Source organism: Rhodoflexus caldus, from assembly GCF_021206925.1.
In the GTDB taxonomy this organism is placed as follows: domain Bacteria; phylum Bacteroidota; class Bacteroidia; order Cytophagales; family Thermoflexibacteraceae; genus Rhodoflexus; species Rhodoflexus caldus.
In genome coordinates, this window is sequence record NZ_JAJPRF010000010.1 from 85,772 (window position 1) to 109,455 (window position 23,684).

General features: G+C 46.3%; 41 protein-coding genes. 4 read left to right on the top strand and 37 right to left on the bottom strand.

The window, feature by feature from the left end; translation table 11 throughout:
- Window positions 1-8: 8 nt before the first annotated feature.
- From NDK19_RS11730 to NDK19_RS11800, 16 genes are all read right to left on the bottom strand, one after another.
- On the bottom strand, window positions 9-479 hold the full coding sequence (locus tag NDK19_RS11730; protein WP_250632078.1) for a hypothetical protein: 471 nt from the start codon (window positions 477-479) through the stop codon (window positions 9-11).
- Window positions 480-707: 228 nt separating this feature from the next.
- A complete protein-coding gene (locus NDK19_RS11735) occupies window positions 708-974 on the bottom strand; it encodes a hypothetical protein (RefSeq protein ID WP_250632079.1) in 267 nt (88 codons plus the stop codon).
- Window positions 975-976: 2 nt separating this feature from the next.
- Window positions 977-1,333 carry a hypothetical protein gene (locus NDK19_RS11740; protein WP_250632080.1) on the bottom strand — a complete coding sequence of 119 codons (357 nt, stop codon included), beginning with the start codon at window positions 1,331-1,333 and terminating at the stop codon, window positions 977-979.
- Between the two features lie 54 nt (window positions 1,334-1,387).
- Window positions 1,388-1,894, bottom strand: coding sequence for a hypothetical protein (locus NDK19_RS11745; RefSeq protein WP_250632081.1), 507 nt, complete (start codon window positions 1,892-1,894; stop codon window positions 1,388-1,390).
- Between the two features lie 344 nt (window positions 1,895-2,238).
- Window positions 2,239-5,397, bottom strand: coding sequence for a DNA primase (gene dnaG, locus NDK19_RS11750; protein ID WP_250632082.1), 3,159 nt, complete (start codon window positions 5,395-5,397; stop codon window positions 2,239-2,241).
- The gene (locus NDK19_RS11755; protein WP_250632083.1) at window positions 5,384-5,689 is read right to left on the bottom strand and encodes a hypothetical protein; all 306 of its coding nucleotides are present in this window, start codon (window positions 5,687-5,689) and stop codon (window positions 5,384-5,386) included. The genes dnaG and NDK19_RS11755 overlap by 14 nt, the downstream gene beginning before the upstream one ends.
- Window positions 5,686-5,898, bottom strand: a complete 213-nt coding sequence (locus NDK19_RS11760) for a hypothetical protein (protein ID WP_250632084.1) — start codon at window positions 5,896-5,898, stop codon at window positions 5,686-5,688. Before NDK19_RS11760 ends, NDK19_RS11755 begins: the two co-directional genes overlap by 4 nt.
- A gap of 527 nt (window positions 5,899-6,425) precedes the next feature.
- Window positions 6,426-6,701, bottom strand: coding sequence for a hypothetical protein (locus NDK19_RS11765; RefSeq protein ID WP_250632085.1), 276 nt, complete (start codon window positions 6,699-6,701; stop codon window positions 6,426-6,428).
- Complete coding sequence (locus NDK19_RS11770) at window positions 6,698-7,036, bottom strand: hypothetical protein (protein ID WP_250632086.1); 339 nt, start codon at window positions 7,034-7,036, stop codon at window positions 6,698-6,700. Before NDK19_RS11770 ends, NDK19_RS11765 begins: the two co-directional genes overlap by 4 nt.
- Window positions 7,033-7,215: a hypothetical protein gene (locus NDK19_RS11775; RefSeq protein WP_250632087.1), complete on the bottom strand. Its 183-nt coding sequence runs from the start codon at window positions 7,213-7,215 to the stop codon at window positions 7,033-7,035. The genes NDK19_RS11770 and NDK19_RS11775 overlap by 4 nt, the downstream gene beginning before the upstream one ends.
- A gap of 117 nt (window positions 7,216-7,332) precedes the next feature.
- Window positions 7,333-7,461 carry a hypothetical protein gene (locus NDK19_RS16905; protein ID WP_262910319.1) on the bottom strand — a complete coding sequence of 43 codons (129 nt, stop codon included), beginning with the start codon at window positions 7,459-7,461 and terminating at the stop codon, window positions 7,333-7,335.
- 119 nt (window positions 7,462-7,580) lie between these two features.
- Window positions 7,581-8,162 carry a hypothetical protein gene (locus NDK19_RS11780; protein ID WP_250632088.1) on the bottom strand — a complete coding sequence of 194 codons (582 nt, stop codon included), beginning with the start codon at window positions 8,160-8,162 and terminating at the stop codon, window positions 7,581-7,583.
- A 139-nt stretch (window positions 8,163-8,301) separates the two neighbouring features.
- Window positions 8,302-8,550 carry a hypothetical protein gene (locus NDK19_RS11785; protein WP_250632089.1) on the bottom strand — a complete coding sequence of 83 codons (249 nt, stop codon included), beginning with the start codon at window positions 8,548-8,550 and terminating at the stop codon, window positions 8,302-8,304.
- A 10-nt stretch (window positions 8,551-8,560) separates the two neighbouring features.
- Window positions 8,561-8,806 (bottom strand): hypothetical protein, encoded by a 246-nt coding sequence (locus NDK19_RS11790; protein ID WP_250632090.1) that lies wholly within the window; start codon window positions 8,804-8,806, stop codon window positions 8,561-8,563.
- Window positions 8,806-8,970 (bottom strand): hypothetical protein, encoded by a 165-nt coding sequence (locus NDK19_RS11795; RefSeq protein WP_250632091.1) that lies wholly within the window; start codon window positions 8,968-8,970, stop codon window positions 8,806-8,808. The genes NDK19_RS11790 and NDK19_RS11795 overlap by 1 nt, the downstream gene beginning before the upstream one ends.
- Before the next feature lie 2 nt (window positions 8,971-8,972).
- A complete protein-coding gene (locus NDK19_RS11800; RefSeq protein WP_250632092.1) occupies window positions 8,973-9,239 on the bottom strand; it encodes a hypothetical protein in 267 nt (88 codons plus the stop codon).
- Between the two features lie 118 nt (window positions 9,240-9,357).
- Between NDK19_RS11800 and NDK19_RS11805 the strand changes: the two genes are divergently transcribed.
- The gene (locus NDK19_RS11805; RefSeq protein ID WP_250632093.1) at window positions 9,358-9,756 is read left to right on the top strand and encodes a helix-turn-helix domain-containing protein; all 399 of its coding nucleotides are present in this window, start codon (window positions 9,358-9,360) and stop codon (window positions 9,754-9,756) included.
- Here the strand turns inward: NDK19_RS11805 and NDK19_RS11810 are convergent.
- Window positions 9,735-9,965 carry a hypothetical protein gene (locus NDK19_RS11810; RefSeq protein WP_250632094.1) on the bottom strand — a complete coding sequence of 77 codons (231 nt, stop codon included), beginning with the start codon at window positions 9,963-9,965 and terminating at the stop codon, window positions 9,735-9,737. The genes NDK19_RS11805 and NDK19_RS11810 overlap by 22 nt on opposite strands.
- Window positions 9,966-10,014: 49 nt before the next feature.
- Between NDK19_RS11810 and NDK19_RS11815 the strand changes: the two genes are divergently transcribed.
- From NDK19_RS11815 to NDK19_RS11825, 3 genes are all read left to right on the top strand, one after another.
- Complete coding sequence (locus NDK19_RS11815) at window positions 10,015-11,115, top strand: phage integrase SAM-like domain-containing protein (protein WP_250632095.1); 1,101 nt, start codon at window positions 10,015-10,017, stop codon at window positions 11,113-11,115.
- Window positions 11,116-11,179: 64 nt separating this feature from the next.
- Window positions 11,180-11,608, top strand: a complete 429-nt coding sequence (locus tag NDK19_RS11820; RefSeq protein ID WP_250632096.1) for a hypothetical protein — start codon at window positions 11,180-11,182, stop codon at window positions 11,606-11,608.
- 56 nt (window positions 11,609-11,664) lie between these two features.
- Window positions 11,665-11,874: a hypothetical protein gene (locus tag NDK19_RS11825; protein WP_250632097.1), complete on the top strand. Its 210-nt coding sequence runs from the start codon at window positions 11,665-11,667 to the stop codon at window positions 11,872-11,874.
- On the opposite strand, the gene NDK19_RS11830 is transcribed toward NDK19_RS11825, so the two are convergent.
- The 20 genes from NDK19_RS11830 to NDK19_RS11925 all read right to left on the bottom strand — a co-directional run bounded on the left by NDK19_RS11830 (window position 11,864) and on the right by NDK19_RS11925 (window position 23,681).
- Window positions 11,864-12,307, bottom strand: a complete 444-nt coding sequence (locus NDK19_RS11830; protein ID WP_250632098.1) for a hypothetical protein — start codon at window positions 12,305-12,307, stop codon at window positions 11,864-11,866. The genes NDK19_RS11825 and NDK19_RS11830 overlap by 11 nt on opposite strands.
- Complete coding sequence (locus tag NDK19_RS11835; protein ID WP_250632099.1) at window positions 12,304-13,098, bottom strand: LamG domain-containing protein; 795 nt, start codon at window positions 13,096-13,098, stop codon at window positions 12,304-12,306. The genes NDK19_RS11830 and NDK19_RS11835 overlap by 4 nt, the downstream gene beginning before the upstream one ends.
- A complete protein-coding gene (locus NDK19_RS11840) occupies window positions 13,098-13,520 on the bottom strand; it encodes a hypothetical protein (protein WP_250632100.1) in 423 nt (140 codons plus the stop codon). Before NDK19_RS11840 ends, NDK19_RS11835 begins: the two co-directional genes overlap by 1 nt.
- Window positions 13,521-13,610: 90 nt before the next feature.
- Window positions 13,611-13,778, bottom strand: coding sequence for a hypothetical protein (locus tag NDK19_RS11845; protein ID WP_250632101.1), 168 nt, complete (start codon window positions 13,776-13,778; stop codon window positions 13,611-13,613).
- Between the two features lie 4 nt (window positions 13,779-13,782).
- Entirely contained in the window at window positions 13,783-14,244 is a 462-nt protein-coding gene (locus tag NDK19_RS11850) for a peptidoglycan-binding domain-containing protein (protein WP_250632102.1), read from the bottom strand.
- A gap of 2 nt (window positions 14,245-14,246) precedes the next feature.
- Complete coding sequence (locus tag NDK19_RS11855) at window positions 14,247-14,768, bottom strand: hypothetical protein (protein WP_250632103.1); 522 nt, start codon at window positions 14,766-14,768, stop codon at window positions 14,247-14,249.
- Entirely contained in the window at window positions 14,765-15,187 is a 423-nt protein-coding gene (locus NDK19_RS11860) for a hypothetical protein (protein ID WP_250632104.1), read from the bottom strand. Before NDK19_RS11860 ends, NDK19_RS11855 begins: the two co-directional genes overlap by 4 nt.
- Window positions 15,187-15,390: a hypothetical protein gene (locus tag NDK19_RS11865; RefSeq protein WP_250632105.1), complete on the bottom strand. Its 204-nt coding sequence runs from the start codon at window positions 15,388-15,390 to the stop codon at window positions 15,187-15,189. The genes NDK19_RS11860 and NDK19_RS11865 overlap by 1 nt, the downstream gene beginning before the upstream one ends.
- 83 nt (window positions 15,391-15,473) lie before the next feature.
- A complete protein-coding gene (locus NDK19_RS11870) occupies window positions 15,474-16,001 on the bottom strand; it encodes a D-Ala-D-Ala carboxypeptidase family metallohydrolase (protein ID WP_250632106.1) in 528 nt (175 codons plus the stop codon).
- Window positions 15,989-16,975: a hypothetical protein gene (locus NDK19_RS11875; RefSeq protein WP_250632107.1), complete on the bottom strand. Its 987-nt coding sequence runs from the start codon at window positions 16,973-16,975 to the stop codon at window positions 15,989-15,991. The genes NDK19_RS11870 and NDK19_RS11875 overlap by 13 nt, the downstream gene beginning before the upstream one ends.
- Window positions 16,975-17,751 carry a hypothetical protein gene (locus NDK19_RS11880; RefSeq protein ID WP_250632108.1) on the bottom strand — a complete coding sequence of 259 codons (777 nt, stop codon included), beginning with the start codon at window positions 17,749-17,751 and terminating at the stop codon, window positions 16,975-16,977. Before NDK19_RS11880 ends, NDK19_RS11875 begins: the two co-directional genes overlap by 1 nt.
- 2 nt (window positions 17,752-17,753) lie before the next feature.
- Window positions 17,754-17,918, bottom strand: coding sequence for a hypothetical protein (locus tag NDK19_RS11885; RefSeq protein WP_250632109.1), 165 nt, complete (start codon window positions 17,916-17,918; stop codon window positions 17,754-17,756).
- Complete coding sequence (locus NDK19_RS11890) at window positions 17,906-18,682, bottom strand: DNA adenine methylase (RefSeq protein ID WP_250632110.1); 777 nt, start codon at window positions 18,680-18,682, stop codon at window positions 17,906-17,908. The genes NDK19_RS11885 and NDK19_RS11890 overlap by 13 nt, the downstream gene beginning before the upstream one ends.
- A complete protein-coding gene (locus NDK19_RS11895) occupies window positions 18,682-18,828 on the bottom strand; it encodes a hypothetical protein (RefSeq protein WP_250632111.1) in 147 nt (48 codons plus the stop codon). The genes NDK19_RS11890 and NDK19_RS11895 overlap by 1 nt, the downstream gene beginning before the upstream one ends.
- Window positions 18,825-19,247 (bottom strand): hypothetical protein, encoded by a 423-nt coding sequence (locus NDK19_RS11900; RefSeq protein ID WP_250632112.1) that lies wholly within the window; start codon window positions 19,245-19,247, stop codon window positions 18,825-18,827. The genes NDK19_RS11895 and NDK19_RS11900 overlap by 4 nt, the downstream gene beginning before the upstream one ends.
- A gap of 5 nt (window positions 19,248-19,252) precedes the next feature.
- Window positions 19,253-20,152 carry a transglycosylase SLT domain-containing protein gene (locus tag NDK19_RS11905; protein ID WP_250632113.1) on the bottom strand — a complete coding sequence of 300 codons (900 nt, stop codon included), beginning with the start codon at window positions 20,150-20,152 and terminating at the stop codon, window positions 19,253-19,255.
- Complete coding sequence (locus tag NDK19_RS11910; protein WP_250632114.1) at window positions 20,152-20,517, bottom strand: hypothetical protein; 366 nt, start codon at window positions 20,515-20,517, stop codon at window positions 20,152-20,154. The genes NDK19_RS11905 and NDK19_RS11910 overlap by 1 nt, the downstream gene beginning before the upstream one ends.
- Window positions 20,451-20,972: a hypothetical protein gene (locus NDK19_RS11915; RefSeq protein ID WP_250632115.1), complete on the bottom strand. Its 522-nt coding sequence runs from the start codon at window positions 20,970-20,972 to the stop codon at window positions 20,451-20,453. The genes NDK19_RS11910 and NDK19_RS11915 overlap by 67 nt, the downstream gene beginning before the upstream one ends.
- Window positions 20,965-22,350 (bottom strand): hypothetical protein, encoded by a 1,386-nt coding sequence (locus tag NDK19_RS11920; RefSeq protein WP_250632116.1) that lies wholly within the window; start codon window positions 22,348-22,350, stop codon window positions 20,965-20,967. The genes NDK19_RS11915 and NDK19_RS11920 overlap by 8 nt, the downstream gene beginning before the upstream one ends.
- On the bottom strand, window positions 22,347-23,681 hold the full coding sequence (locus NDK19_RS11925) for a flagellar basal body-associated FliL family protein (protein ID WP_250632117.1): 1,335 nt from the start codon (window positions 23,679-23,681) through the stop codon (window positions 22,347-22,349). The genes NDK19_RS11920 and NDK19_RS11925 overlap by 4 nt, the downstream gene beginning before the upstream one ends.
- Window positions 23,682-23,684 lie beyond the last annotated feature (3 nt).

Genomic DNA, 23,684 nt, shown 5'->3' on the forward strand with positions numbered 1-23,684 from the left:
TTTTTGAACTAAAAGGACAATTGGTTTTGATTCGTTTGCTTTTTGTGCAAAAGCATGTCTAAGCGCTCTTTGGGCGCGTGCCGATACCACATTTTCAGCGCGTTGTCCGTGGGGTATTGCAGCTCGTTGATGCCGCAAAATTGGTAGTAGGCTTCAATCGCTTCTATCAGCGTACAGCCGCCGCGGCGATTGGCCGCCAACAGATACCCGGCTACAAAGCCCAGCATCATGCGTACAAAAATGCGCTGATACAGGCTGTTGTCAAGGCCGTAGCGCTCGTACAGCGGCTCTGCATTGTCGGAGATGGTAACATCAATCATCGCGTCCTCAAACAGATCAAGCCCAACCTCGTTGCGCGTGTCTATTTGTATGCGGTATTTTTTGCCAAAAACGGTGCGAATGAAAGTGTTGATGTAGCTTTTTACGGATTTGGTTTCTCTCTTGCTCATGCTCAAAGGTATTTCCTCTATCTTGCTCATAATCAGACGTATGTTTGAGGTAATTTCCAAAGCATAAAGTTATCGGTTTAAGGTCAAACAGTTTAATTTTTTGAACCAATCAGTATAAATATTTGAACTGTCAGGCAATAAAAAAGCCGCCCGATTGGGGCGGCTGTGGGGGATGATAATGTAATAAACTATTTCTTCTGAGTTTTACTTGACAATTCATTTAGCATGTCAGCTCTAAAAAAGGCTTCTGAATAAAATTCAATTTCCTTGCTCTTGCCGCCAAGTGTCTGACCTTAAGTTAACTGTAACAGTCCTTCCTACTGATGCTGATTTTAATGGCATCGCATTTTTTTGACTGTATGCAACTTCAATTACACAATCAGCCATTTGGCTTAAATCGTAAGATTCTTCTAAGTCAACTTGCCCGGCTAATCTGCCAGCCTCAAAGGCTAACAACAATGCAAGTTCTGCGACTACTAAATTGGCATTTTCGCGGGGGCACCTTATTACTTCGGTATGATCCATAGTTAAAAAAGGTTTAAGTTTTCAGGTTTTTTGGGCAGCGCAGGAGCATTTTCTTTCAAGTAAGAAGCAATCTGTTTAACTCTGTCCCTACTTCGCTTCTGTTGCTTTAATGCCTTTTTTAGGTTGAACTTATCAGATTTAGCTTCATCTTCATCAATAGGATGGCCGGGACAGCCGCCACCAAAAGGGTCAAAGCCTTCGCATTGGGTCATTGGAATTAGTTTATGACCTTTCGCTAATAGGTCGGCTAATATTTGGCGTGCTTCTTTGTCGCTATACTCTTTGCCGTCAGCATCAAGTAAAAAGTTGATTTCCTTTCCTTGATAAAGGCTAAGTATGCCTTTAATGTCAATGCTCATATGAATAATCCGTGTCATACTAAAATTTGGAAATTGGATTTAGTGGTAAAAACATTACTGCGCAGGTGCGCTGATTACTTCTATATAGTCTCCTTCCACGTAGCCCCGTACCAGGTTGCCGAAAATGGAGAAGTTTTCATACAGGATTTCGTCGAACTCCTGTTCGTCTTTGCCGCGGGCATACTTGCTGACAAAATGGTCGGCAAGGTAACCGATACCCTTGTGCGCATAGCCGGTAGTGTACACGTTGCTATGCTTGACTAATTCACCAAAGCACGCAAACAGAATCGTAAACAGGCGCGGGTGCAGCTCTGCAGGAGTTACATCGCGTAGCGAAGCGGCCAGCAAAGACGTAGCAAGCGCGACAATATCAGGCGAAGCGTACACTTTAGGCATACCCCTATGGATATTGCTTAAGCCTTTGGGCATAGTGCCGAAGCGCTTTTTGTAAATCGCGAAACACTCGCGAATCATCACACAAAAGCACTGCTCGAACATGACTTTTTTGTCTTTGTCGTTCGGAATTGATTTGAGTTTTCCTTTAAAAAGAGTCCTTTCCATGGCTTAGAAATTTTTTTGTTTTTGTTCAATCGTGAAAAATTCAGCGGGAAAATCACAACCTCACAACTTTTTCGCGTAACCAACTGATTAACAGCCGCTTATGCGGTTGTTGGTCGGTTGTATTCAGGTTGTCCGAGGTTGTATTTGGTTGTATTTCACAACCTCACAACCTCAAACAACCTCAAACAACCTCTTTTACAACCTACTATATATATATAACTACTTGATTATCAATATAATATATATATCAAGGTACTCAGGTTGTCAGGTTGTGGTTTTTTTCGGTTGTTTTTTAGCTTTCACTTTTGAAAGCTTTTTAAAAAAAGGCGGTTTGAATCGCCTTTTTAGTACCCCAGGTCAAGCCCGAAGTCTTCTTGTAAGTCCTTGTATTTCAGGATGTACGACATCAGCGACGCATCGCCGCCGCCTTCTTCGGGCAGCTTCTTGTACTTAATGTAGTGCTCCGATACGTCCGGCACGTAACTTTTGTGCTCGCGCAGCATGTCTTTGAGTTGGTTTTTCGTGGCAGGCACTTTGCCCAGGGCTTTCATCCGCTGCTCGTACTTTGAGTGCAGAATGTTGATGTTGAAGCGCAAAACTTCCTCATCAATCAGGCGTTCGCCTTTCACTTCGTGCCAGCTCCAAATCTGGTAATGACTACCCGGATAGATAAGAGCCACATTGTAAGGCACTTTGTTGGTGCGCTCGTTGCCGTCTTTGTCCTTCCACGTGGCCGCCTGCCGCTCTGCGGTGCGGTACTCTTCCACCAACTGCTGCACGGTTTCCCAGAAAATTTGCAGCGGCGATTGCTCCATCAGGCTGGTATATTGCTTTTCTACGTTCTCAAGCGCGATGTAAAACAGCTCTTCGGTGAGGGTGTGGCCGCCCAAAAAGTTGGGCACTAACCCCGCAGACTCCAGCGCAGAAATCGGTGAAAGAATAGTAGCATACGAAGCAATCACGCGGTCATTAACGGCCATATCCTTGCGCTTAAAGTGCTTGGACATCATGTCTACAAAGTGGCGGTAGAGTTTGTCAAACTCCTTTTCTACAACTGCCCTATGATTCAGCAGGTAGTTATTAACCGTTGTCCATGATTTTGATTTCAAGTCTTCGCGGCGCTTGATAAACTTCAACTTGCTTTCAGGGTCGCGGACGTTCTGCTTCATTTGAATGTAAATCAGGCGGCTTTGCAAGGCCTCTGAACCATCCTCGAGCGGCGGCTTGTTTGACGATACTACGCAGCTTGCTGCCGGCTCCATTAGCTTTACGGACTTGCGGTTTTCCATGTCCATGGTTTTGCGGAAATTCCGGTCAAACAGCAGTACAAGAAAGTCCGACAGCTCGCCGATGTTACTTGCGCGTGAGTAGTCCTCCAAATGCACGCAGATGTTACTGTAAGCGGCGAAGAGTTCTTTCATTGCTGCGGTAGAAGAGTTTGCACCGACAGACAGCTTATCACCTACCCCACGGCCTGCAAAGTCCATGAGCAGCTTTGAAAGCTCTGACTTTCCCGAACCGCCAGGGCCTTTCAAAAACAGAATCGGGAAGTTGCGCAGCCGTTTGATGATAATGTCCATATAGACAGTAGCCACATAGAAGCAAAGCGCCAGTGACTCTGTGCGGCTCCAGCTCTCCACGATAAATCGTGCGATGTCGTCAAATGCCAGGGCGCTGTCCTCGTGGCGGATAATCACCTTGTCTTTGCCTGCCTTTTCCTCGTCTGTATAGGGCATAAAATAGCCCTGTTTCGGCGTGTCGATGATGTTGAGCGCATTGGGCGCTAACAGCTTGCGGTTCACCGGATCATACGCAACATTGGAATAGAAGAAAAAGCCTGATGTTGGGTCATAGCCTAACTTATCTACCCGAAGGGCAACTTTTAAACCCTGTTCCAAGAGGTATGCACGCAGGTAGCGTGCTTGTTTCGCGTCAATATCAATCGCGTAGCGCTTGGCGTAAAAGGCGGTTTCAATCGCAATCGTGGAAATAATATCCTTGTTGTTGATAACCACGATTTCAGCTTCCTGATTCTGCCGCTTTACTTCCAGTACCCAATCGCAATCTTCCGTGTTCGGGATGACAAGCTGATAAAGCAGGCTGATTTTGAAGTCAGACACCTTTTGCATGTTGCCTCTGCTGTTCATAATCCATGTGCCGAGTTCGGAGCTGATAACGCGGCGGTTTTCTTCCGCATCGTTTTTTGCCTGCTTCTTTTGCTGCTCTTCTTTCTCCTTGATTCGCGCGCGGTAGGTCGTTTTCAGACCTTTGATTTCCTGCGACAGTTTGTCGGCATAGGCGTTGGCCGCTGTCAGATCAGGGACGAGTAACAGCAAATTTGCCAGGTGATTGATGAACTCAATGTTTGCGGTTACGTCTTCGCCGTTGGCTTGGTTTGCTTTCCATCGCCTGATGTAGTAATCGTACCAGGTGATTTCGTTCTGGGCAAGCACGGTATTCCAACCTTCTACGGCAAGCGGATTGCGTAGTACGTCGTCTAAATCCATACCCGCAGGCATTGGAATCATGCGCACATTGGCACCGGCTGCAAGCAGCAGATTGAGCGAACGCTCAAAGGCTTTTGCGCCTGCCTCGTCGCCGTCGTACACCAGTACAATCTTTTTGGTGTAGCGCAACAGCAGTTTGATTTGCTCGTCGGTGAGGGCAGTGCCGCAGGTTGCTACAACATTGTGTATGCCTTCCTGATGTGCGCGCCACACGTTGGGGTAGCCCTCTACAATATAGACAGCGTCCTTTTCGCGGATGGCTTTTTCTGCGCGGTTGAGGTTGTACAGCGTGTAGCTTTTCCGATACAGCAGGGTATCGGTCGGGTTGATATACTTTGCCTTTGCGTCTGGCGCAATCGCTCTACCCGAAAAACCGATTAACATTCCGTTGCGGTCGTGCAACGGAATAGTTACGCGGTTGCGCAAGGTGTCGTAGCTCCTACCCTCTTTTTCGCGCACCAAATCAACCTTTTTCAGAACTTCTTTTTTGAGGTCTGTAAAAAAGCTGCCTTCGGGCGCATAGCCGATACCGAAAAAGTCAATCGTTTCATCGGTAAAATCACGCCCTTTCAGGTACTCGGCGGCAGCTGCTTTGTGCTTGGTAAAATACTCTTGCGCATATGCAAGTGCCTTTTCGGCTTTGGCGCGTACCTGCTGCTGCTTCTTATACTCTTCCGGGCTGGTGCCGTTTGGTCGTTGCTCATACTCTACCGCGATGCCCGCATTGCTTGCTATGTCGGCGATTGCTTCGTAGAAGCTCATGCGTTTTAGCTGCATGACGTATTTTATCGGGTCGCCGCCCTCTCCGCAGGCAAAGCACTTGTAAGAGTTGGTGCGCTCAAATACATAGAAACTACCTTCGTTGTGGTCATCGTGGAACTGGCACAGTCCGGTGTACCTGCCACCGGACTGTTTTTTGATTGTCTGGTAGTAGCCGATGACCGTATCGGCGGGCAGTTGCCGCACCGCGTCTATGGTTGCATCAGCTATTTTCATAATCCTTGGTGAGCGCTAAGAGTGAATCAAACTTGAACTCTTTGTTTTTCGCCTCAATCAGCCATTGCTTTTTGCCCAATTGTTCCTTTGCGGCGAAGTAATTTTTCTGCGCTGTGCGCATTTCTTCTGCCGCTTTCAGAAGCGCAGAACCTGCAAAAATGCGCCTAATGACTGCCAGAAGTGGTTGTTTGCTATCAGGATGCGCCCGCTCTGCAATGGTAAATTGCATCTGTCCATCTATCAGCTCATAATCAATGATGAACTGGTCAGGGTGTATGTCGCGTAGTGTCATATGCCGTGGTGTGATTTTTCTTCGCGTCGCGCGAAAAAGTAAACATCAGATGCGTTGTGGAAGTGAATGCGGAAGACTGCTCCGCCACTGGAATAGTGCTTTTGTACCTCGTAATGATACTTGCCCGGATAGGCTTTTGAATCCTGCCGCAGGAAGGCTTCAAATTGTTTGGCTTCCTGGGCTGTTTGGCGTGCTAAGGTGATGGTCATTGCACACCCCCTTCCATTTCTACTTTACGGATTCTCTTTCCCAAGAGAACAAACCCTATTACCCTACCAAACATAGAATGAACTTCAAGCCTGTAGCCTGCTGCTCTTGAATATCTTGCAAGCCGCCTTCCATTTGGAATGGCGTAAAGACATGTGTAAGCCTTTCCTGATTCGGCAAGCAATTTTATTTCATCATATACATTGCATGCAATAGCACGAATTTTTGTTCTGGCTTTTCGTCTGCTAATTATCATTGCGCACCTCCTTTAAAGTTTTGGCCTTTGTGTATAACTCCTCAATCCACCCGGATGCGTTGGTTTGATTGGGATTGCTGTCTGTCCAACCAAGCGGGTAGATAGCTGATTGATTAGCTGTTTTCCAACCTACAAACCATCTACGTTTATTGGGGTTTCCGCTATGCTGGCAAATGTCTTTTGCGTAGCGGCCAAGCTCTGCGAACCTGATGTAAACGATTTGACAATTGCCTATGTCGGCAAATTCAAATATTACTTTGCTTACGGTAAGTTTCATTGCGCACCTCCTTCCGGTACATCAATCGCTTTTACAGCGATTACGCTTTTGTTGGCAATCATCACGTCTATAGCTGTGATTGCTTCACCAAGCTCATATACGGCTATTCCTTCCGGTGTTGTCAGCTCTATCAGCTTTGCACTATCAGGCGGACACTCTACGCATTTGCGCATACCCGCAAACTTTATATACTTCGTGCCGTCGGGTCTTTGGAAGAGCCTGTTGCTTTTTCCATATGCGATTTCATAGCGCTTTAAAAGAAGGTCGCTCATTGCGCACCCCCTTTCTTCATAGCTAATTCATAAAGCCTGAAGCGCTGATACTCCTCTTTGATAGATAAGTAAAGGCTCTCACAATAAATGTGGAAATTGTCTAAAAGTTCTTTAAATGTAGGATGTTCACCTTCAGCAATAAACTCTGTTACAATCAGAGTATATGGATGCACACTATAATAGTTTGATTGCTCAATCTTGGAATCCTTGTAAATTTTAGTGAATTGGTAAGCCTCTAAAAATTTTAATGATACCTCTTCTTGTGTGAAGTGAATTGCAGCTTCTATTAGTGCAGGCTCTTTATACTGGTCAAATGAAATTCTGAATGTAATCATGACACTACATGGTTAATGGTGAATTGATTGGCTCTGAAAATATCGCCCTGTATGCAGTCGCAAGGGCGGTTCAAAAAACGGACGAAGTATATATCCGTGTCGCGTACTCGTTCGGCGATGCCCTCAAACCCCTGGTATGGGGCTGCCGTGATGGTTACATGATAGGTTTCTGGTTGCATTTTCGTACACGATTAATCGTGTATGGCAGAGAAACAGAAAGGGGCGGCGGATACCACCGCCCTTTTGCTACGTGTGAAAAAAAACCTCACTTTTAGTTCTTAAATCTGGCGGCATAGTTAATCGCCCAAATCGCCAGCGTCTGCGTGGTTACTGATCGGTTGAACCAGCTGCATTTCCGTTTCTTTGCCATACTTGTTGATGAATTTTGTAAAGTCTCTGCCGTTGCGGATGCTGGCCGCTTCCATGCGGCACTCGTCCGAACAATATTTTTTAATGCGTTTCGCCTGCGGGGTTCGTACCGTAAACGCTGTACCGCAATGCAGACAGTTTCGGGTTTCTTCGCCGCCCTCAGGCGCGGGGCGGCTTACTGAAAAAAATCCTGCTCCTGCTCCTGCTCGGTTATCGGCGGCGGTGCAACGGGTGTGGCTTGCGGCGTTACAGGGGGATTGGCGTAGCGTTGCAGGGGTGGGGCAGACATCTTGGCGGCTTGCTCTTCCAGCATCGCGATTTGTGCGTTTATTAGGTGCACACTTGCCTGTTTACGCTTTTTGCGACATCTGACAATGCTGTGGGTAGTATGTGCTACCATCAATGGTATGATCACCCCCAATATGACAACGGCGATATTTTCCATGCCCCAGCTGCCCCAAGTCCATGAAATGGTATTGATTTGAGAATAAACGCCCAGGCTGATAGCCACGGCCAGAAAAGCAAGGCCCCACGAAATCAAGGCTTCTTCCCGTAAGCCATAAATAACAATTGCCGAAAGGATGCCGGCAGAAAGGAAAGTTGCGGCGACATGGTTAAACGCTCCCCAGTCGGGGCGAAACTGGAGCATGAACTTAAAGAACATGCTTTCAAAATTGCTTCCCTCAACGAGAAGGAAAAACACTAACAGAATAGACAGGCCTGTCTCGTTTTTGATGGTTTCAATAAATGCTTTCATTTGGCAGAATATTTTAGACGGGTTTCACGGATAGTTGCTGCCGCTTCTTCGCGGCTTATTGGCTTGGCTGGATGCTTCACTTTGAAAGGGTCGGGGGACTTGTGAGTCTCCGGCCTGTGTTCCTTTTTGAATTTGCGTTTCATTGCGCACCTCCTCTCATGGTGAGGGTTGAATCAATCACATACACGCGCTCTTTGCCGGGCGTGGTAATGACTTTAATAATGCGCTTGTTTACAGGGTCGTACAGGAACAGGAAATCCATGTGCGTGGCTTCTATGGCAAGCCCATTGGGGAGCGGGTAGGGGCGCAGCGGCTTAATGCGCTGCGAACAGCTTGCTAACATCAGGCAGAGGATGCTAACAGCAATAATTTTTGCGTACTTTTGCATTGCGTAAATTTTAGTTGAACCTAATATTTTGCGTACTCTCAGGCGATGTTGCTTCGGCGGCATCGCCTTTTTTGTTGGGAAACAAAGCGCTTTTGAGCAAATCATAGTGCTTTGTGCTACCGGGTGTGATGTGCAGGAATTGCGCACCGAAGTAAATTTCAATTGCCTCATTGTGAGGCGACAGGCGGGCATAAGTAATCTGGCTCAGGTTGATAAACAGATTACCCGCGAACAGGTAATTTTTTTGGCAACTCATTACTCATTCCATTTTTTATGGGTTACCGACATGGGCTTATCTTTCTGGTGGTGTGGTTTGTAGGGTGGATGGTTAGAGGGTTTCTCCTTTTGCATCGCCCAAACACCAAAAATGAGGGCAAGGGTTGCACACAGCGCGAAAAACGCATAAATCAGATTTTCCATGATTACTCAGGGTTTTGAGGGTTGTTAATAATTGAATTGAACTCTTGGAGGGCTTCCTCTTCCAGGTGAGGATTGGCCTTCCAAAACTCTTGTAGCGCCTCTTCCAGCACAATTCGTACTGTGTGGCTAACGGTATTAAATTTTCTCTCGCGGCGGATTTGGTCGAGTCCGATAAAAATCAGTTGATGAATATTTCGGATGCCTAAATCTTTTGAGTAAGGGGTCTCAAGCGCATCTTGGGTGGATAATGTTTTGAATGCTACTTTCATACTTTTTTTGGATAACTTTGGATAGTTTTGGATAACTTTGTACTGCAAAGGAAACTAAACAGTTTCAATTATCCAATAAATGAAACTGTTTTTGTACTGAAAATTTTATAAATGAATCATGAATACATTAGAGAACAACATCAGGACGCTTTGTAACGCTCAAGGAATAAGCCTTACAGAGCTTGGAAAGAAGGCAGGTATAGCGCATAGCACGCTATTTCATGTAATGAGAAGAGGCAACGGACAGCAAAGAATCATTCAAAAGCTCGCTGTTGCATTAGGGGTTACGCCTGAAAGACTATTAGGTACTCATATCAAAATTGAAACTGACAGTTTCAATTTGACAGACTATGACAAAGACAGATACATTGCATTTCTGGAAAAGGAAGTAGAGTTTCTCAAGGGGTTGCTATCCGACCAGATGTCTTATCTAAAGCTCGCGGCTGATAGTCAACCCGAGGCGGTCATTATTCCGATGAATAGGGCTGCTGATTATCAGCCTGCCAAAGCCGTATAGCTTTGGTTCGGGTGTACATTTTGCTCACTGTCGGCGAAAAAAGTGGGTAGGCATAAATGGGAAGCCATTTTTATACGTCCTGCCCTCGCTACGAAACCATGTACCCAAGCCATCAGGAAGCCATCCTGATGGTTTTTTTGTGTTTTCTCGGCGGTTAGCTCCCGCAGCGCAGGTGCACCGTCAGGTGCAATATTGATTTTGAGGGGCACTATCAATCCCTTATTAGCGAATGTTTCAAAAATCTTTTATCCAAAAAAAATGCTTTACGTGCTTTTTCGTGCACGCGCAAGACAATTCGGCAAAGTGAGTATTTACTGCCGTATCACGCTCAATTCAGAGCGAGCATCGGAGTTTTTTACGGGCATTACGTGCCAGAAAAACGAATGGGAGCAGCAAAAGCAGCGTGTTCGTGGTAACGAACCTGCCAATGAGGTGCTGCGGCAAATTGCGCAGGATGTTCGTGCCGTTCTCAACCGTATGCTGTACGCAGGCGAACAACCGAATGCCCAAAGCCTGCGAGATACCTTTTTGAACAAAGGAGAGCGCAGCCTGCCTACCATCAGCGAAGTGCTGGAGCAATTGCTGGATAGCGTAGAAACAAACAATGAGCTTGCAGAGCGGACAAAGCGCAAATACGAAACAGGCGTAAGAAAAATTCAGGCTTTTATCCGCCAAACGCGGCAGGAAGCACTGCCGGCAGCACAGGTGGGCAAAGACTTTGCGGAAAGATACGCTTTGCACCTGCGAGATAAGGTCGGGAACAGCCGTAATACCATAGCCAAAGAAATGGAAATACTGCGGGCAGCCGTCCGTCCGCATCAGGATGTGCCACTGCAAGGATTCACTTACTCGCGCCGAAAACCTGCACCGCCTGCCTTTTTGACTGCGGAAGAGGTAGAGCGCATAGCGACGCATCGTTTCGCTTCAGAGCGCTTGCAACAGGTAGCAGACTTGTTTTTGTTCCAAATAGGCACGGGGCTGGCCTATTGCGATATGGCCAAATTCAATGCCGATATACACCTGAAAAGGGCAGGGGGGGAGGTTTACCTGTATATGCCACGCCAAAAGTCCCCGACTGATGCCGCCGTGGTTCCGCTGTGCGAGCGTACCCTTGGGCTACTCACTAAATACGCCAACCTGCTGCCCGTTATCAGTCTGGCCAAATACAACAGCTACCTGAAAGAAGTAGGGGAGATTGTCGGTATCGGGCAAAAGCTCACCACGCACCTTGCCCGAAAAACGGCAGGGCACTTGTGGCTGGCATCCGGCCTGAGCTATGAGCAGGTGGCCTTCCGGCTGGGGCATTCAAAAATTGAAACCACGCGGCAATATTACGCGAGGCTGCGGCTGGCAGTATAGGAATGTCTGTTTAATTGTGTAATATTGCCTAACAAATCACCAACCTTTAAACCTTTCAGAAAAAATGAAACAGTTATTGAGAAACCAAGTATTATTAATCGCCCTGTTAAGTTTCTTTGCCTTCGGCTGTAGCAAAGAAAGCGACCCAGCGCCGCCGAGTCCGGCTGAACAGCTTGCTGCGCAATTGGTGCAAGGCACGTGGCAAATCAGCACCTTACAAATCAACGGCCAGCTGCAAGTTTTAACCAATCAAGACCGTGCAATGCGTTACACGTATCGTTTAGGTACAAACAAAACATCGGGCAAATTAACTTGGACTACTGCACAGAATGTGATTGAAGCCGACTGGCGCTTAACCGACCCGACAACGTTAGTAATTAGTGGCGGAGGAGACCAGGTGATTCTCACAGAAGTAAAAATCACCGACGGCCTGTTAAGTTATGTAGAGCTTGACGGCAATACCCGTTACTTTTTCATTTTAAGACGCGTCTAAACATACCCACGAAAAAAAGGCTGCTCTTTCGGGCAGCCTTTTTTTGTTGGTATCTGATGAAACGCAGAAGGCAGCCCCTTTCGGAACTGCCCCTGCTATCTTCGCTGTATTGGCGCTTACTTTTTCTGCCCTCGCACGCTCAGGTTTCCCGACCGTCATGCCTCATCATTGGACACATGGTACTGAAAGTGGTCATCAGACAAATATCCTACACGCCCTTCAATGGTTCAAATCAGGTAGGCAAATATAATACAATTACGGATTAAATGCCTTGTATCGGCTAATATATGCCTGCAATTCGGTCAGAATCATATCGCGCAGGCTGCCGTTGATAATCGGGTCATCCGGTGGCAGGTTGCTGATGGCATGGAACAACGTCTCGTCCGCACCAATATCTACCAGCGCAGTGATAGGTGTCATCGTTTGCGCAAGTGCCATCACCTCTGTTGGTGTCAGGTTTAATTCGGTAGTAATATCCAAAATGCGTGCCTTCAGGTCGCGCAGAAAGTTGATTCGTTCTGCAGTAGAAGGCATCGGCTCAAAAGCCGGAGGGGTAGGAGAAACATGTACTCTTTCAAAATTAAAACCTAATACCAAAGGATCAGATGAACTTTGGAAAGCATCAAGTTCCTGCTCATTTGCTTCACGATTGAAAGAATATACTTCCTGCCTATCAATATGCAAATACTCTACTCTCATAAGTTTGGTGCTATGTAATAATAATCTATCCTTAGAATAGCTGTACCGGCAGATGGATTCTCCTGATGCCCAAAATGAGCAATTTGTAGCGCTACAGTAGGAATATTGGTAGTAATTGTGCCTACCAATACATCATTCAAATAAAAATCAATTCCACCAGCCTTTGTTCTTATTTCATATGTATTCCAGTTGTAAGGATTACATAAAATCGCTGTTCGGGTTCTGATATTTGCAGCAGCAGTCATAATTTCTACAACAGGTGCAGCAGGATTGTCAAAATTAAACCAAAAGCCTGCTGCATTAGTCGGGAGTATGCTTGTATTGCTGTAGGTTACACCTGTGGTCGAGAAACCGAAAATGCTTGTTTTTTTTAAGCCGTTATTAACAAATCGGATGCGAAATCTAAAAATTACATATCCATCCGAATCTGTTATTTCTGCTCCTGAAGAAAACGTGATACTACCTGAGGTAAAAGTACCGGATGTAGCCAACTGGCGCACGCCATAAATACCATTCTCTTTAACTGTGCTGAAAGTATTAGATGAAGTTGTAGAACCTAACGGCGCAGACTGCGTTACGAAAGTTCCGTAATCCTGAAAGACCTCTGCCAGTCGTTGCAGTGAATTGCCATCAAGACCGACTGTGAACGGCCTGTAAATCACCTCACTACCATCCGGATTACGCCTGCGCACAGTGCCATCTTCGTGCATGTACAAGCGTGCAAAGCCGGCAGCTGGGTTGTCCACGCCGCTAACTTGTGGAAGTTCGGGATAAGACAGATATTTATTCATTAGGCTGCATTACCAATTACACGAACCGACAAATTATTCACCGATACGTTGCTGCGCAGCGTCAGTGTATTGTCGTTGTTTTCCACAACGCTCAGGAATACGGCTTCGCCTGCCGAGTTCCTTACTTCTACCTGATAAGGGCGCACAATTCCGGTAGGCGTTATACTTAGCGGGGTGTTCGCCGTCAGGTTTACGGTAGTGGAGAAAAGCAGCAAGCCTGCCACTGAGGTGGTGGTAAATGCTGCCCCGTTCCAAATTTTGAAGGTATTGCTGGTAGTATTGAAAACAACGAGACCTTTGTCGTTTGTGCCCAGCGTTCCTGCAAGGGCTGTTTCCTCGGCAGCAGTAACGTTTTCTATACGCTGCCCTTTAACTTGCTGTTTATTGAGATTGATGTTGCTGTAAAATTGTAAATCTGCCATTGTTGAAAATCAGGTTTGCAACTTAGTATGTAATGTTGCTGCAAGGTGAATACAGGGTTTCAATTACCTGTGTATTTTTTTCGTAAATTCTCATTTTGCCAGCTTTTTAAAGGCAAACCAAATCATTACACAAAGCAAAAAAGCGAAAACTATTGCTCCTGCCAAATTGCGATATGTTTCAGGCGTTAGCTGTACGGTTACGTTTGTTTTAATGCCGTTTTTATCAATTACGCCGAGGATGTTTTGCAGTTGTTCCATTTTATCAGTAAGGTAAAGGTAAGGTTATACGTCCGGCATGGAAGGCAACTTTGCAAGCCAACTGTCCGGCATCAATTTTAAGTACATCCATTGCTCTGCGGCTGGCTGCATCTGTTTTTGCACCGTATATGCCATCAACAGCTAACTTTTGGCTGCCGTAAAATCTTGCATCGGTGTTTAGGTAAGTTTGTAGCGCTTTGACGTATTCGGTACGAGAACTGAAATTGTTTTGACAGCCCGACGCAGTCCAATTTGTATTCCCGCCGCCACCGCTACTAATTCCACCACCACTGCTGCTTCCGCCGCCGCCCGAAGGGAAAGGATAAGGAGATGGTGTGGGCGATGGATTAAAAGGGCTTTCGTTAGGATGCGTTTGTTTTTTTGAAGCCAAAGCCGTATATCCTGCCAAGATTAACAAAACAATGATTGCTATCAGGACAAGGGTTTTTTTATTATCTTTTTTCATTGCTAATCAGGTAAATTTCTTACAATTTCATAAGCACGCTGGAGCTTAGACGAGTCCCCAAAATCGTTGAACAGACGTGTGCGAAGGAAAGTATCTATGCTCATTTTGTATAAGTTATTGAAAGCGAAATCGAGCCATCGGAGGGAGGTTTTGGTCTGCCTGCTCAATATTTCAAAAGCTCTTGCATCGTCATCCAAATTAGGCAACAAGCCACCTAACGGGAAGGGAGAAGCAGGAGGTCGGTTATCTCCGTCGCACATCCATAGTGCCAGCGCATCTGCGGCAGCTTTGGCTGCATATTTATCTCGCTCGGCATTGTTTACATTTTCAAAAGTAACCGGATTGCTTCCTATTGTTCCTGAAATGCCGCTATCGCCTACGCCTGCACGTATGGCTGCACGAATATCAGCTACCAGCTTTTCACGCTGATTTCTGACAATCATAGCTGCTACCCACGCAACAATAATTGCGACGATACCACCAATTAGCCATGCTTCCTGCTTGCTTACTTTTTTCAGGTTCATTTCAATCTGCGGTTTACTTCGCTTTCAAATGCAGCAGAAATGCTGTCAAAACGGAAACTTGTGCGGATGGCTAAATAGGTAAACACAAGCGATAAAATTGCAGGTATGACGACTCGAAAAATCAGGACTCCCGTGCCTACTGTAATCCCTATTTTTGCCAAAAAATCAAAACCTGTGCTGGCTGAATCATAGAGCTTTTCCCATCGTGTTGCTGCCATTTCCACACCTTGGCTGCGCATATAACCACGCAAATCGCTATCAGCATTGCCTGCCTGCTTGCCTACTCGAAGCTCCCACGCTTCAATAAACAAAGCATTAGCCTCATCTTTACCGACGGCTTTCTTTAAGGCTTTGTGCCATTCAATCCAGCGCGCAGAAGACGAGTCAAAAGCAGGTATGGCCATCACACTGCTGCTCATTAGCGCAAAGGAGTTGGGTTAGTGTTGGGGTCGTCGTCCAATTCTGCCACCAAATTGGTGTATGCCTGAAAGACATCGCCAATTGTTCGCTGTGTTTTTTCAGACATCAAAAATTCACGTACACGCGGGTTTTTTGCATCGCGAATCAAGCTCGCAAGTGCCGAAAGACCAACATTAACTGCTGCCAATAAAAGAGGTTTCATAGCTGAACTTTTTACTGACAAAAGTATTGGCCGCGCATCCGGCAGGCAAGGGAAAATTGCGCAAAATTGGCTGCGTAAAAGGTCTAAAAACGGCCTTTCAGCACAAAAAAGTAGTAATAAAGCATAGCGGCAAACAACACGAGAAGGATTACCCGCAGCCAAGGCCGGTCGCCACGTTCCTCTTCTCCAAGCATGTCAGCCAAGTACCACTGCTGCCCAAGCAGTTCACGTATGCGTTTATTGCGATAGTCTATTTCAGCACCGCCGCCGTATGTCCAAACTGCCTCTGACCGCGAGCAATTGTCCACATGCAAAAAGGTAGAAGCAACACCAAAGCGCCTGAAACCAACTGCCACCAGCGCAGGTGCTATACGGTCGAAATCCGAACGAGTGCGCACGCTCAAATCGCTTGCCTTGCCTTCCATATGACATGAGCTTTCTGCTCCTCCTACTTTTGCATTGTGCGCCGGTGTCCTGTATCCGGAATTTATTTTTGGATAAAAACCTGCTGCTTTTCCGGCACGGTTAAGCATTGCTACGTGATTTCTGTCCATGTAGCGCTCGCCCGAACCTTGCGCATCGGGTGAATCAAAATCGGTTAATTGATACATAACTTACCTTGTTTTTGAAGTTTGGACATTTGACGCATGATGCACAACAGACATTCTGCAAGGCTGGCCGATGCCTTGCCTTGAATTTGAAAAGAACTGTTAGGAGGTGCTATGAACTCTATGCGATACCCAATGTTAAGAACAGCTTCTTCGGGATGTAATTCTACGGAAGCAACTTGCGCACCGTCATTGCTCGGAGGTAAATGAATCTGCCTTACCGTGCTGCTGCCATCGGTATTGTCGCGGATAACACGGATAATCGGCATATCGCGATAGTTATCTGCTTTGATAATTAACTCTTCAATCAACCTTGCGTTTGCACCGAAGCAGCCTTTTGCATCTCGCCCGATTTGCTCGGAAACAGCAGGTGGCAATACCGCATCAGGATTGACAAACAATGGATAATTTGGGAAGGCCGGATTTGAAAAAAGCGTCATCTGCCATTCTCCAACTGCAAAAAAATACAGCCGATATGTCTTCCCGTCTTCCAAATTTTCTCTTTCCGCGAGCAAAGGAAAGCGGATAAAATAAGCATAATTGATTGCATTTGTCAGCAATTTGGGGCTGGCAGAAAGTCGGCTGTATTCGTAAACTTCCGAGCCGTTTGAAACTATTTGATAAGGCAAAACAGCCGATTGTACCTGCTCAAAATCGGATATACTGACCGTTGTATCGGCATCAGCAATAGCAATTCCAAAGCGCCATCCGGACGGCAGCGAAGGCTGCGGAATCTGAGTAACAAACTGCGCTTGCAGTTCTGGGCATGTATGTTTAGTAAAAGTGAAATGTGTGCTGAGTAGTATGCCATCGGGCAAATCGGCAGCAGGCATGTAACCTGTTGCGCTGCCTTCCGGCTCTCTGGTAAAGTTTACAGATATGAAGTTGCCATCTTCAACCGGTATCAAACCACCGCCACCCACACGAATTACATGCGGCTGGTCGGTAGGATTTACTATCGGATAAACAAACTCCATTACAGGTTGCGCTCAATATGGTTTTTGAGTTCAATCACTCTGCGTTCTTGCTCGGTTGTGCCTTCAATACCTGCCAAAGGCAAGGACATAATTTCTGAAAAGCGACTATCTGCCATCGGTTTTGAAAAAAACTTTGTGAGGGCGTAGAGTGCTTCAATTTTTGGCCATCCTTGCGCACGATATAGGTTAGCAGCCTCCCTGTCGCATTCAAACTCGTTAGTGGTTTGATTGCGATAATGCACGTACTCATGGAGCAGTACGAAAATTCGCATCGGTACGGTAGCAGGCAATAAATCATCTGCCGAAACAAATATCTCACCTGTGCTTCTGTCCACGCGGGCAGGCGTTTCTATGATTTGCCCTGTATGCAGGTCTCGCACCTTGGGCATGTAATGAATGCAGTTGCCGTTGCCGTCTTGATAGGTTTTGTAACCAAGTTTAGGCATATTTTCTGCCATCCAAAGAGCAAAGCCAATGAATTTTTTGTCTTGCTCGCTTATTGGTTTATTGCTTTCAAACAAAACAGGCTGCACATCGTAGCTGCGCAGAAGCACAGGAAGTCCCTCTTTTCGCTCAATGCTAATGTGATATTTTGTTGGCAAATAGGACAAGGGCACGGTAAAATCGTGCTGCCCTGCCTGCAACCGCAAATCCCTGCGCATATAGGTATTACCACCTGAACTGCAAGTGATATGCAAAACGGCAGGTGCTGGTGCATCTGCCGTGAAAACTGCTTTATGACTGAGTGGAGGAGTTTGTACGACAAACTGCTGCATAGCTATTGTTTTACAAACAGTATGATAACTGAAACAAAGCCAATGGCAAGGGCAAAAAACTGCGGCCATGCAATGCCCGCAATTTTTTCTGTCTTGTCGGTCAAAACCGGAAAGGGCTTATTGCCAAAGGAATATTCCCATTCGTAATCAAATTTTAATAATTCCATGTCAGTACCTCCACTTTGTATTTTACATTTTTGAGCCTGTCTTTGTGCGCAGAGATAATCTGCGTTTTTTTCTTTTGCTTCCAGCCGTACTTGGCCTTGTACTTGCGCAGGATGGTTTCGTTATAAGAAGACAGTAAAAATTTACCTTTGATGCGTGCCAGCGCATCTAATAGATTTTTAAAGTCTGCTTCCGTGTAGCCTTTGTAATGTCCTTGTTCAGATGAAACATACGGAGGGTCGCAATAAAAAAAGGTTGTTTTGCTGTCTTTCAGTTTGATTAAATCAACCGCATCGCGACAAAATATTTCCACGCGACGCAGTCGGTCGGATAATTCTTTTGTGAAATTTTCCGACTTATTTTTAATTCTCTTAGTTGTTTGCCCTAAATTATCAAAAGCGAATCCTCCGCCTATTTTGGCAGTGAAACTCATATTCGTTTGCACCCAAAATGCCCACGCACGGGCAACTTTATCTCCTTTGACAGTTTTCAATATTTCTTTTGCCAATCGGTGCTGCGATTCACTGTGCAGCGTGGCATCAATTTTAGTTTTGAGTTTTGAAAAATCGGTTTTCAGCACCTGCCAAAAATTGATTACATCGCCGTTGAGGTCGTTGATTACTTCATGATTTGATGGAGGTTTGGCAAAAAATACTGCGCCCCCCCCAAAGAAAGGTTCAACATATTGTTCATGCTTAGGCATCATGCTGACAATTTCACGCGCCAGCTTTTGCTTACCACCATAGTAAGTTATCGGCGTTTTCATCAGATGATAATTTTTTTATTTTCCATTTTGCGACGATAGGCTTTTTCTTCAAAGTAATTCATAATTGAAAAAATAGCAGTAACGATGCCCAGCACCATTGCCAGCCGGCCTACCCACCGCCATTGTTCGTCTTGAATTTCAATCATTTTTTTAGTTCGTTAAAGGTGTCTACTTCTGTCTCTTTGTATGCTTGCGCAAACTTTTTGCCGCTTACGCCCATGATTGCTGCCGTGATTTTGATGCTGTGAAGGCGCTCTTCTGCCAGCTCTTTGTTCATTTGCTCTATGAGTTCTTTGCGCTCTTTTGCGTGCTCATCGCGCATTTTTTCAATCCGATTATCAAACGAGGCCACCACCTCTTTAATTGAGGTAGAGAAGGTTGTCATCAGTTCTTTGTTTGCTCTGAAAAACTGAATAGCGAAAAAACCAAGCAGGGCAGTAACTCCTAATTCATTAATCCCCTTCAAAGCTGTTGCATCTATGTCGGCAATAATAGCCAATACATAGGCGCTTATTGCACTTATTAGCCCGATGACAACAATGGGTAGTGCTTCAAATTTGAACATAAGATTTAGCGGGATTCTTTGGACAAAACTGCAAACAGTAATAATGCTGAGAAGCAGAAGGTCAATAAAATAAAGCATGTTCTGGTTGTTTCTTGGTTAGGGTTATTATTGGGTGGTTCGCCTGCAAAAGCGCTCATAGTGCTGCGGCGTGAAGAGAACAAATTGCTAAACCAGCTAAAAAACCCGCTACGCTGTTGCAAAGGAGTAGCTGAAACAGCCACAACCGGCAAAGGAACAGGATTTAACGTTGGTAAAGGAACAATAGCAGCAGTAAGGCTAACAGGGCGAATATTACCGACCGGCGCACTACTGACAGGATTGCCAACAGATGGTGCTGCAGCAGTCATAAATGCTGGTGGTAAAGGTGCTGTTACTCTGTAAGCATCGCGCAGGCGACAGGTTTTAAATTCAATAAAAGCTCTCCATCGCGTAAGCATGTGTGTCTGCCCCTGACAACTCACCGTTCCTTGGTTAGCTATCGAAAAATCACTATTCCATTTGTGTGCCTGGTACGGCAGAAAGTTCAGCAAGTACAAATGCCAAAACGACTGAATACGGCCACCGGCAATATTAGAAAGCACACGAATCCAATCGCGTACTACTGCCAGCTGCTGTACAGCTGTCATGCGTTGTACCTGCGCTGCGGTGTACGTGCGTCCGACTTTCTGTGCGATTTCGGCAAATGCGGTTTTTTCCAGCCATTGCATCAGGCCGACGGCTCCGGATGAGCTTCGCTCTGCCGGACTTAGCCCACTCTCGCCGAGCATAACCATTAATATCCAGTCAGCAGGGATGTTATACTGCTTTGCGATGTCTTCTACACCTTGTAAAAAGCCCTGTTCTCTCATGGCTGGCCTTGCAGCCACCTGAGATATGGTAGCGATAGTACTTTTTGCGTATGCCATTATTTTTTCTTGGTTATGACAAAAAACAGAATCAGGACAACGACTGCTACACCACCGTACATGAGCATTTGTTGCTGTTTTCTGCGGCGTTTTTCCTCCTCTTCTCTTGCAGCTTCTGCCTGCAGGCGTTGCAATTCTGCGGCAAACTTAGCCTGCTCTCCACCGTCCTGCTGATTGATCGGCTGTGTGCGATACATGCTGTCTATTTGTTGAACAGCCCCAAGAACAGTTCCTGCTGTTCCTAAAATTTTGTTGGCTCCCCCTTCAAAAAGGAAAGTCCCTATTTTGCTGCGGTCGCTCATTTTTTCATCAGGAAAAATAATGCTATTAATAGAACCAGTGCGCCAGCGGCATAAATTGCCCATGAAGGCAGCCCTTGCTGAGTGATACCTGGATTAGATGGAAGTACACCACCACCTAAATTAGGTGCATTAGCAGCCGCAATTTGTGCTTTTAAAGACTGCTCAAAAATGGAGGCTGTTTCAGCATTTATCCGTTTTTGGGCATCGGTCATGCTTTGCTTGATTTCAGTTTGGCGCTGCGCATAATGCTGCCCGATGTCTATGGTCGGGAGTGCCAAATTACCAACACCTGCCTGCAAAGTTGGCAGTGGTCTGATAACTGTATTAGCTACTGTATTATTCATGGTTGTAGTCGCATTTTGCGGTTGCCAAACTGTGTTTGGCGACCATGTTTGAATATTGTACTGCCCGATTTGGCTGCGTGTAAAAGAATGCGTGCGACCGCTGCCGCTGGGCAGGCGTTCAGTGCCATAGCAGTTACCGTCTGCACGACATTCTACGTTCAGCAGGCTAATCATTGGCTTTCGTTGTGTACCAGATACCTCCACCAATGCCTGCAAAAGCCACTATGCCAATTGCTACCCACGCCCAATTAGGCAGACCTGCATTTTTTTGAATAAACCAGTTATCAGGGACAGTCAAATCGCTGATAGTTGGCGTTGCTGCTACTTCCGATGCGGTTTTTTCATTCGCACGGCTCACGGCAGATGCCACAACCGCCTGAATGTCCTCCACTGTAAGCGCAGGTTTTGACGCTTTGTTAGCTGCTTCTGCCTCGGATTTTACAGCAGCAACGGCCTGAGCAATAGCGGCTTGCACCTGTTCTGGCGTTGCGCCTGCCGGACGAGATGCTTCCGCAGCCGCAACTGCCTGCGTAATAGCCACCTGCAAATCGGCTTTGGTAAGTCCGTCCGCCGCTTTGGGTTGCTGATGGATAGCAGTTGCAGCCTGCTGAATTGTTACCTGAACAGCCGGTGCAATGACTGGTGCTGGCGTGTCCAATGCTGGAGCATCCGGTGCGCCTAAAATTTGCGGCGCGGGTGTAGGCACGATAATACTACCCGCAGGATCAGCAGTTCTGACAGGAGGTTGCTGTGCCGCAGCCAGTAAAGCGGCTTGTTTAGCTGCCTCAGCCTCGGCTGCAAGACGTGCCTCAATAGCCTTTCTTTCTTCAATCGCTCTACCGATGGTAATTACTGCGCCTATTTCTTGTGGAAGGTTTGCTCCCTCAATAATCAATCTGCGCAGATGCGGAAAATTCGGATTGCTAATCTCTGTTTCCCAAGTCATTAAAAACTGAAATTTCTCCAACGGAGACACACTTGTGCTTTCCAGCAATTCGGCTGCTCTTTTTGCAAAGGAATGATAGCGCTGAACGGCAGCAGATACAGGCCGGTTTTCAGACCTGAGCAAATCGTAATATTTCAGAAATTCACGCCAACGACTACCTGAATATCCGTCCAAAATACCATTCAAAACAGGGGTAGGATCATATCTCCATTTAAGGATATAATCTTGTAGGCGCTGCGCATCTTTAAATTGTGCCGAGTCTCGAATCCTCGCAATTTGCTCACGTAAACTTTGAGCCTGCTGTTGGAAGATTGTTTGCATGGTAGCGTTTTCCGCTCTGGCTCTTTCCAATTCACTAAGTATTGAAATTGCCGCATTTCTGATTGCTTCAGAAAAAGGCACGTTTGCAGCAGTCAGGCTATTGCCTGCTGACAGCCATTCTTTCAGTGAGGGATTGGCGCTAAAAAAGGCATTGTATCTGCTTTCAGCCAAAAGCATCCTATTATAAATCTCCTGCGAAGGAGTGTTCACTTCTTTAATCAGTCTTTGACTGATAGCGTCTATCTGCTGTTGAAAATCATCTAAGGGCGTTCTGAATGTTGTCATTTCTTATCAGTATTTTGAGTTTTTACTTCTTTTCCTTTGCCAGCCTTCCCACCGGCTTTTTTCTTTTTGTACCAGAACCATGCACCACCACCAATAGCGGCCAACAATAGCACGATAACCAGCCAAAACCACCATTTTTTCCATATTGGGGTTTTGATTCCAGATGACGATCCTTCACCAGCGCCTTCATTTCGGGCGTTAGAAAACGTATCCCTGTCTAAAATTTCAGGGGTTGCTTCAGCTACTGTATTGCTTTGTTCAGGCTTTAAACCTGCCGGCAATTGATTCAGCAGGTTTGGATTACCTGGCATTGTCTGAATTTGTACATTTCTGTTTGCAGTTGCCGGATTGAGCAGCGCCTGAATACGTGCCTGCTCTTCCTGAACAGCACGCTGCATGGCTGCAATTGTAGCTTGCTGCTGGAGTTGTTGCCTTGCCTGCTGCTCTTGCGCTGCACGCTGTGCCTGCAACTGCGCTTGATATGTCTGTTGAGCTTGCTGCTGTATTTGCGTTGCCGCATCGCGCAGACGGCGTTGCTCTTCCTCAATTCGCCGGCGCTCGTTTTCTTCGGCAATTATTGCAAGTCGCTGTCTTTCTGCCTGTGCTGCTGCCTCTGCTGCTGCTGCCTCGAGCCTCATGCGCTCTGCTTGCTGCCGCGCTCGCTCTTGTTCGGCAGCGAGGGATGCTGCCAATTGTCGCCTAATTTCTTCTTCGTTGATTGTTGTATTGCCAGCCGTGCCTGCGCTGCCCGCAGTGCTGCTGATAGGTGTGCTCGGATTAATCACAACTTGCGTTGAAGTATGGCGCTGATAAGGCCGCAACTTCATCAATATGTTTTGCACCAATTCACGAGTAGATTGACGAACATTGATGCCTGCGTAAATAAAACCAGCTCCATCAATAGTTTGCATTGAACCACCCGTAATAGATGGGCGCTCGTTAGTACTGACAAGAATACCTTGCAGTCGCACAAAAAAAGCAATGCCTTCAGCGCCAACGGGCACAGATGCGTTGAAAGGGTTAATTGCTTGACCGCCGGCAATAACAGTTGGCTCAACGACTATGCGGCAATTTGTGTAATGCTCATATCTGTCGCAAAGCACATCCAAGCAGCGCTCGATGTCCTGCGTTTGAATGACCAACGGGAATCGCTCGCTGCGATTGCCTTCAAAAACATCCCCCATGTAATTCAAAATTTGCTGATAATGGGTGAGCATTTGTGCTTTTGTCATTACCAGATACTCCTCACCGATAGGCTGGTGGAAGTGGCTGCGGATAGAACCGGCTTCAATGGCCTGTCCGTTGCGGACGGGCAAGGCAAATCTTGACATATG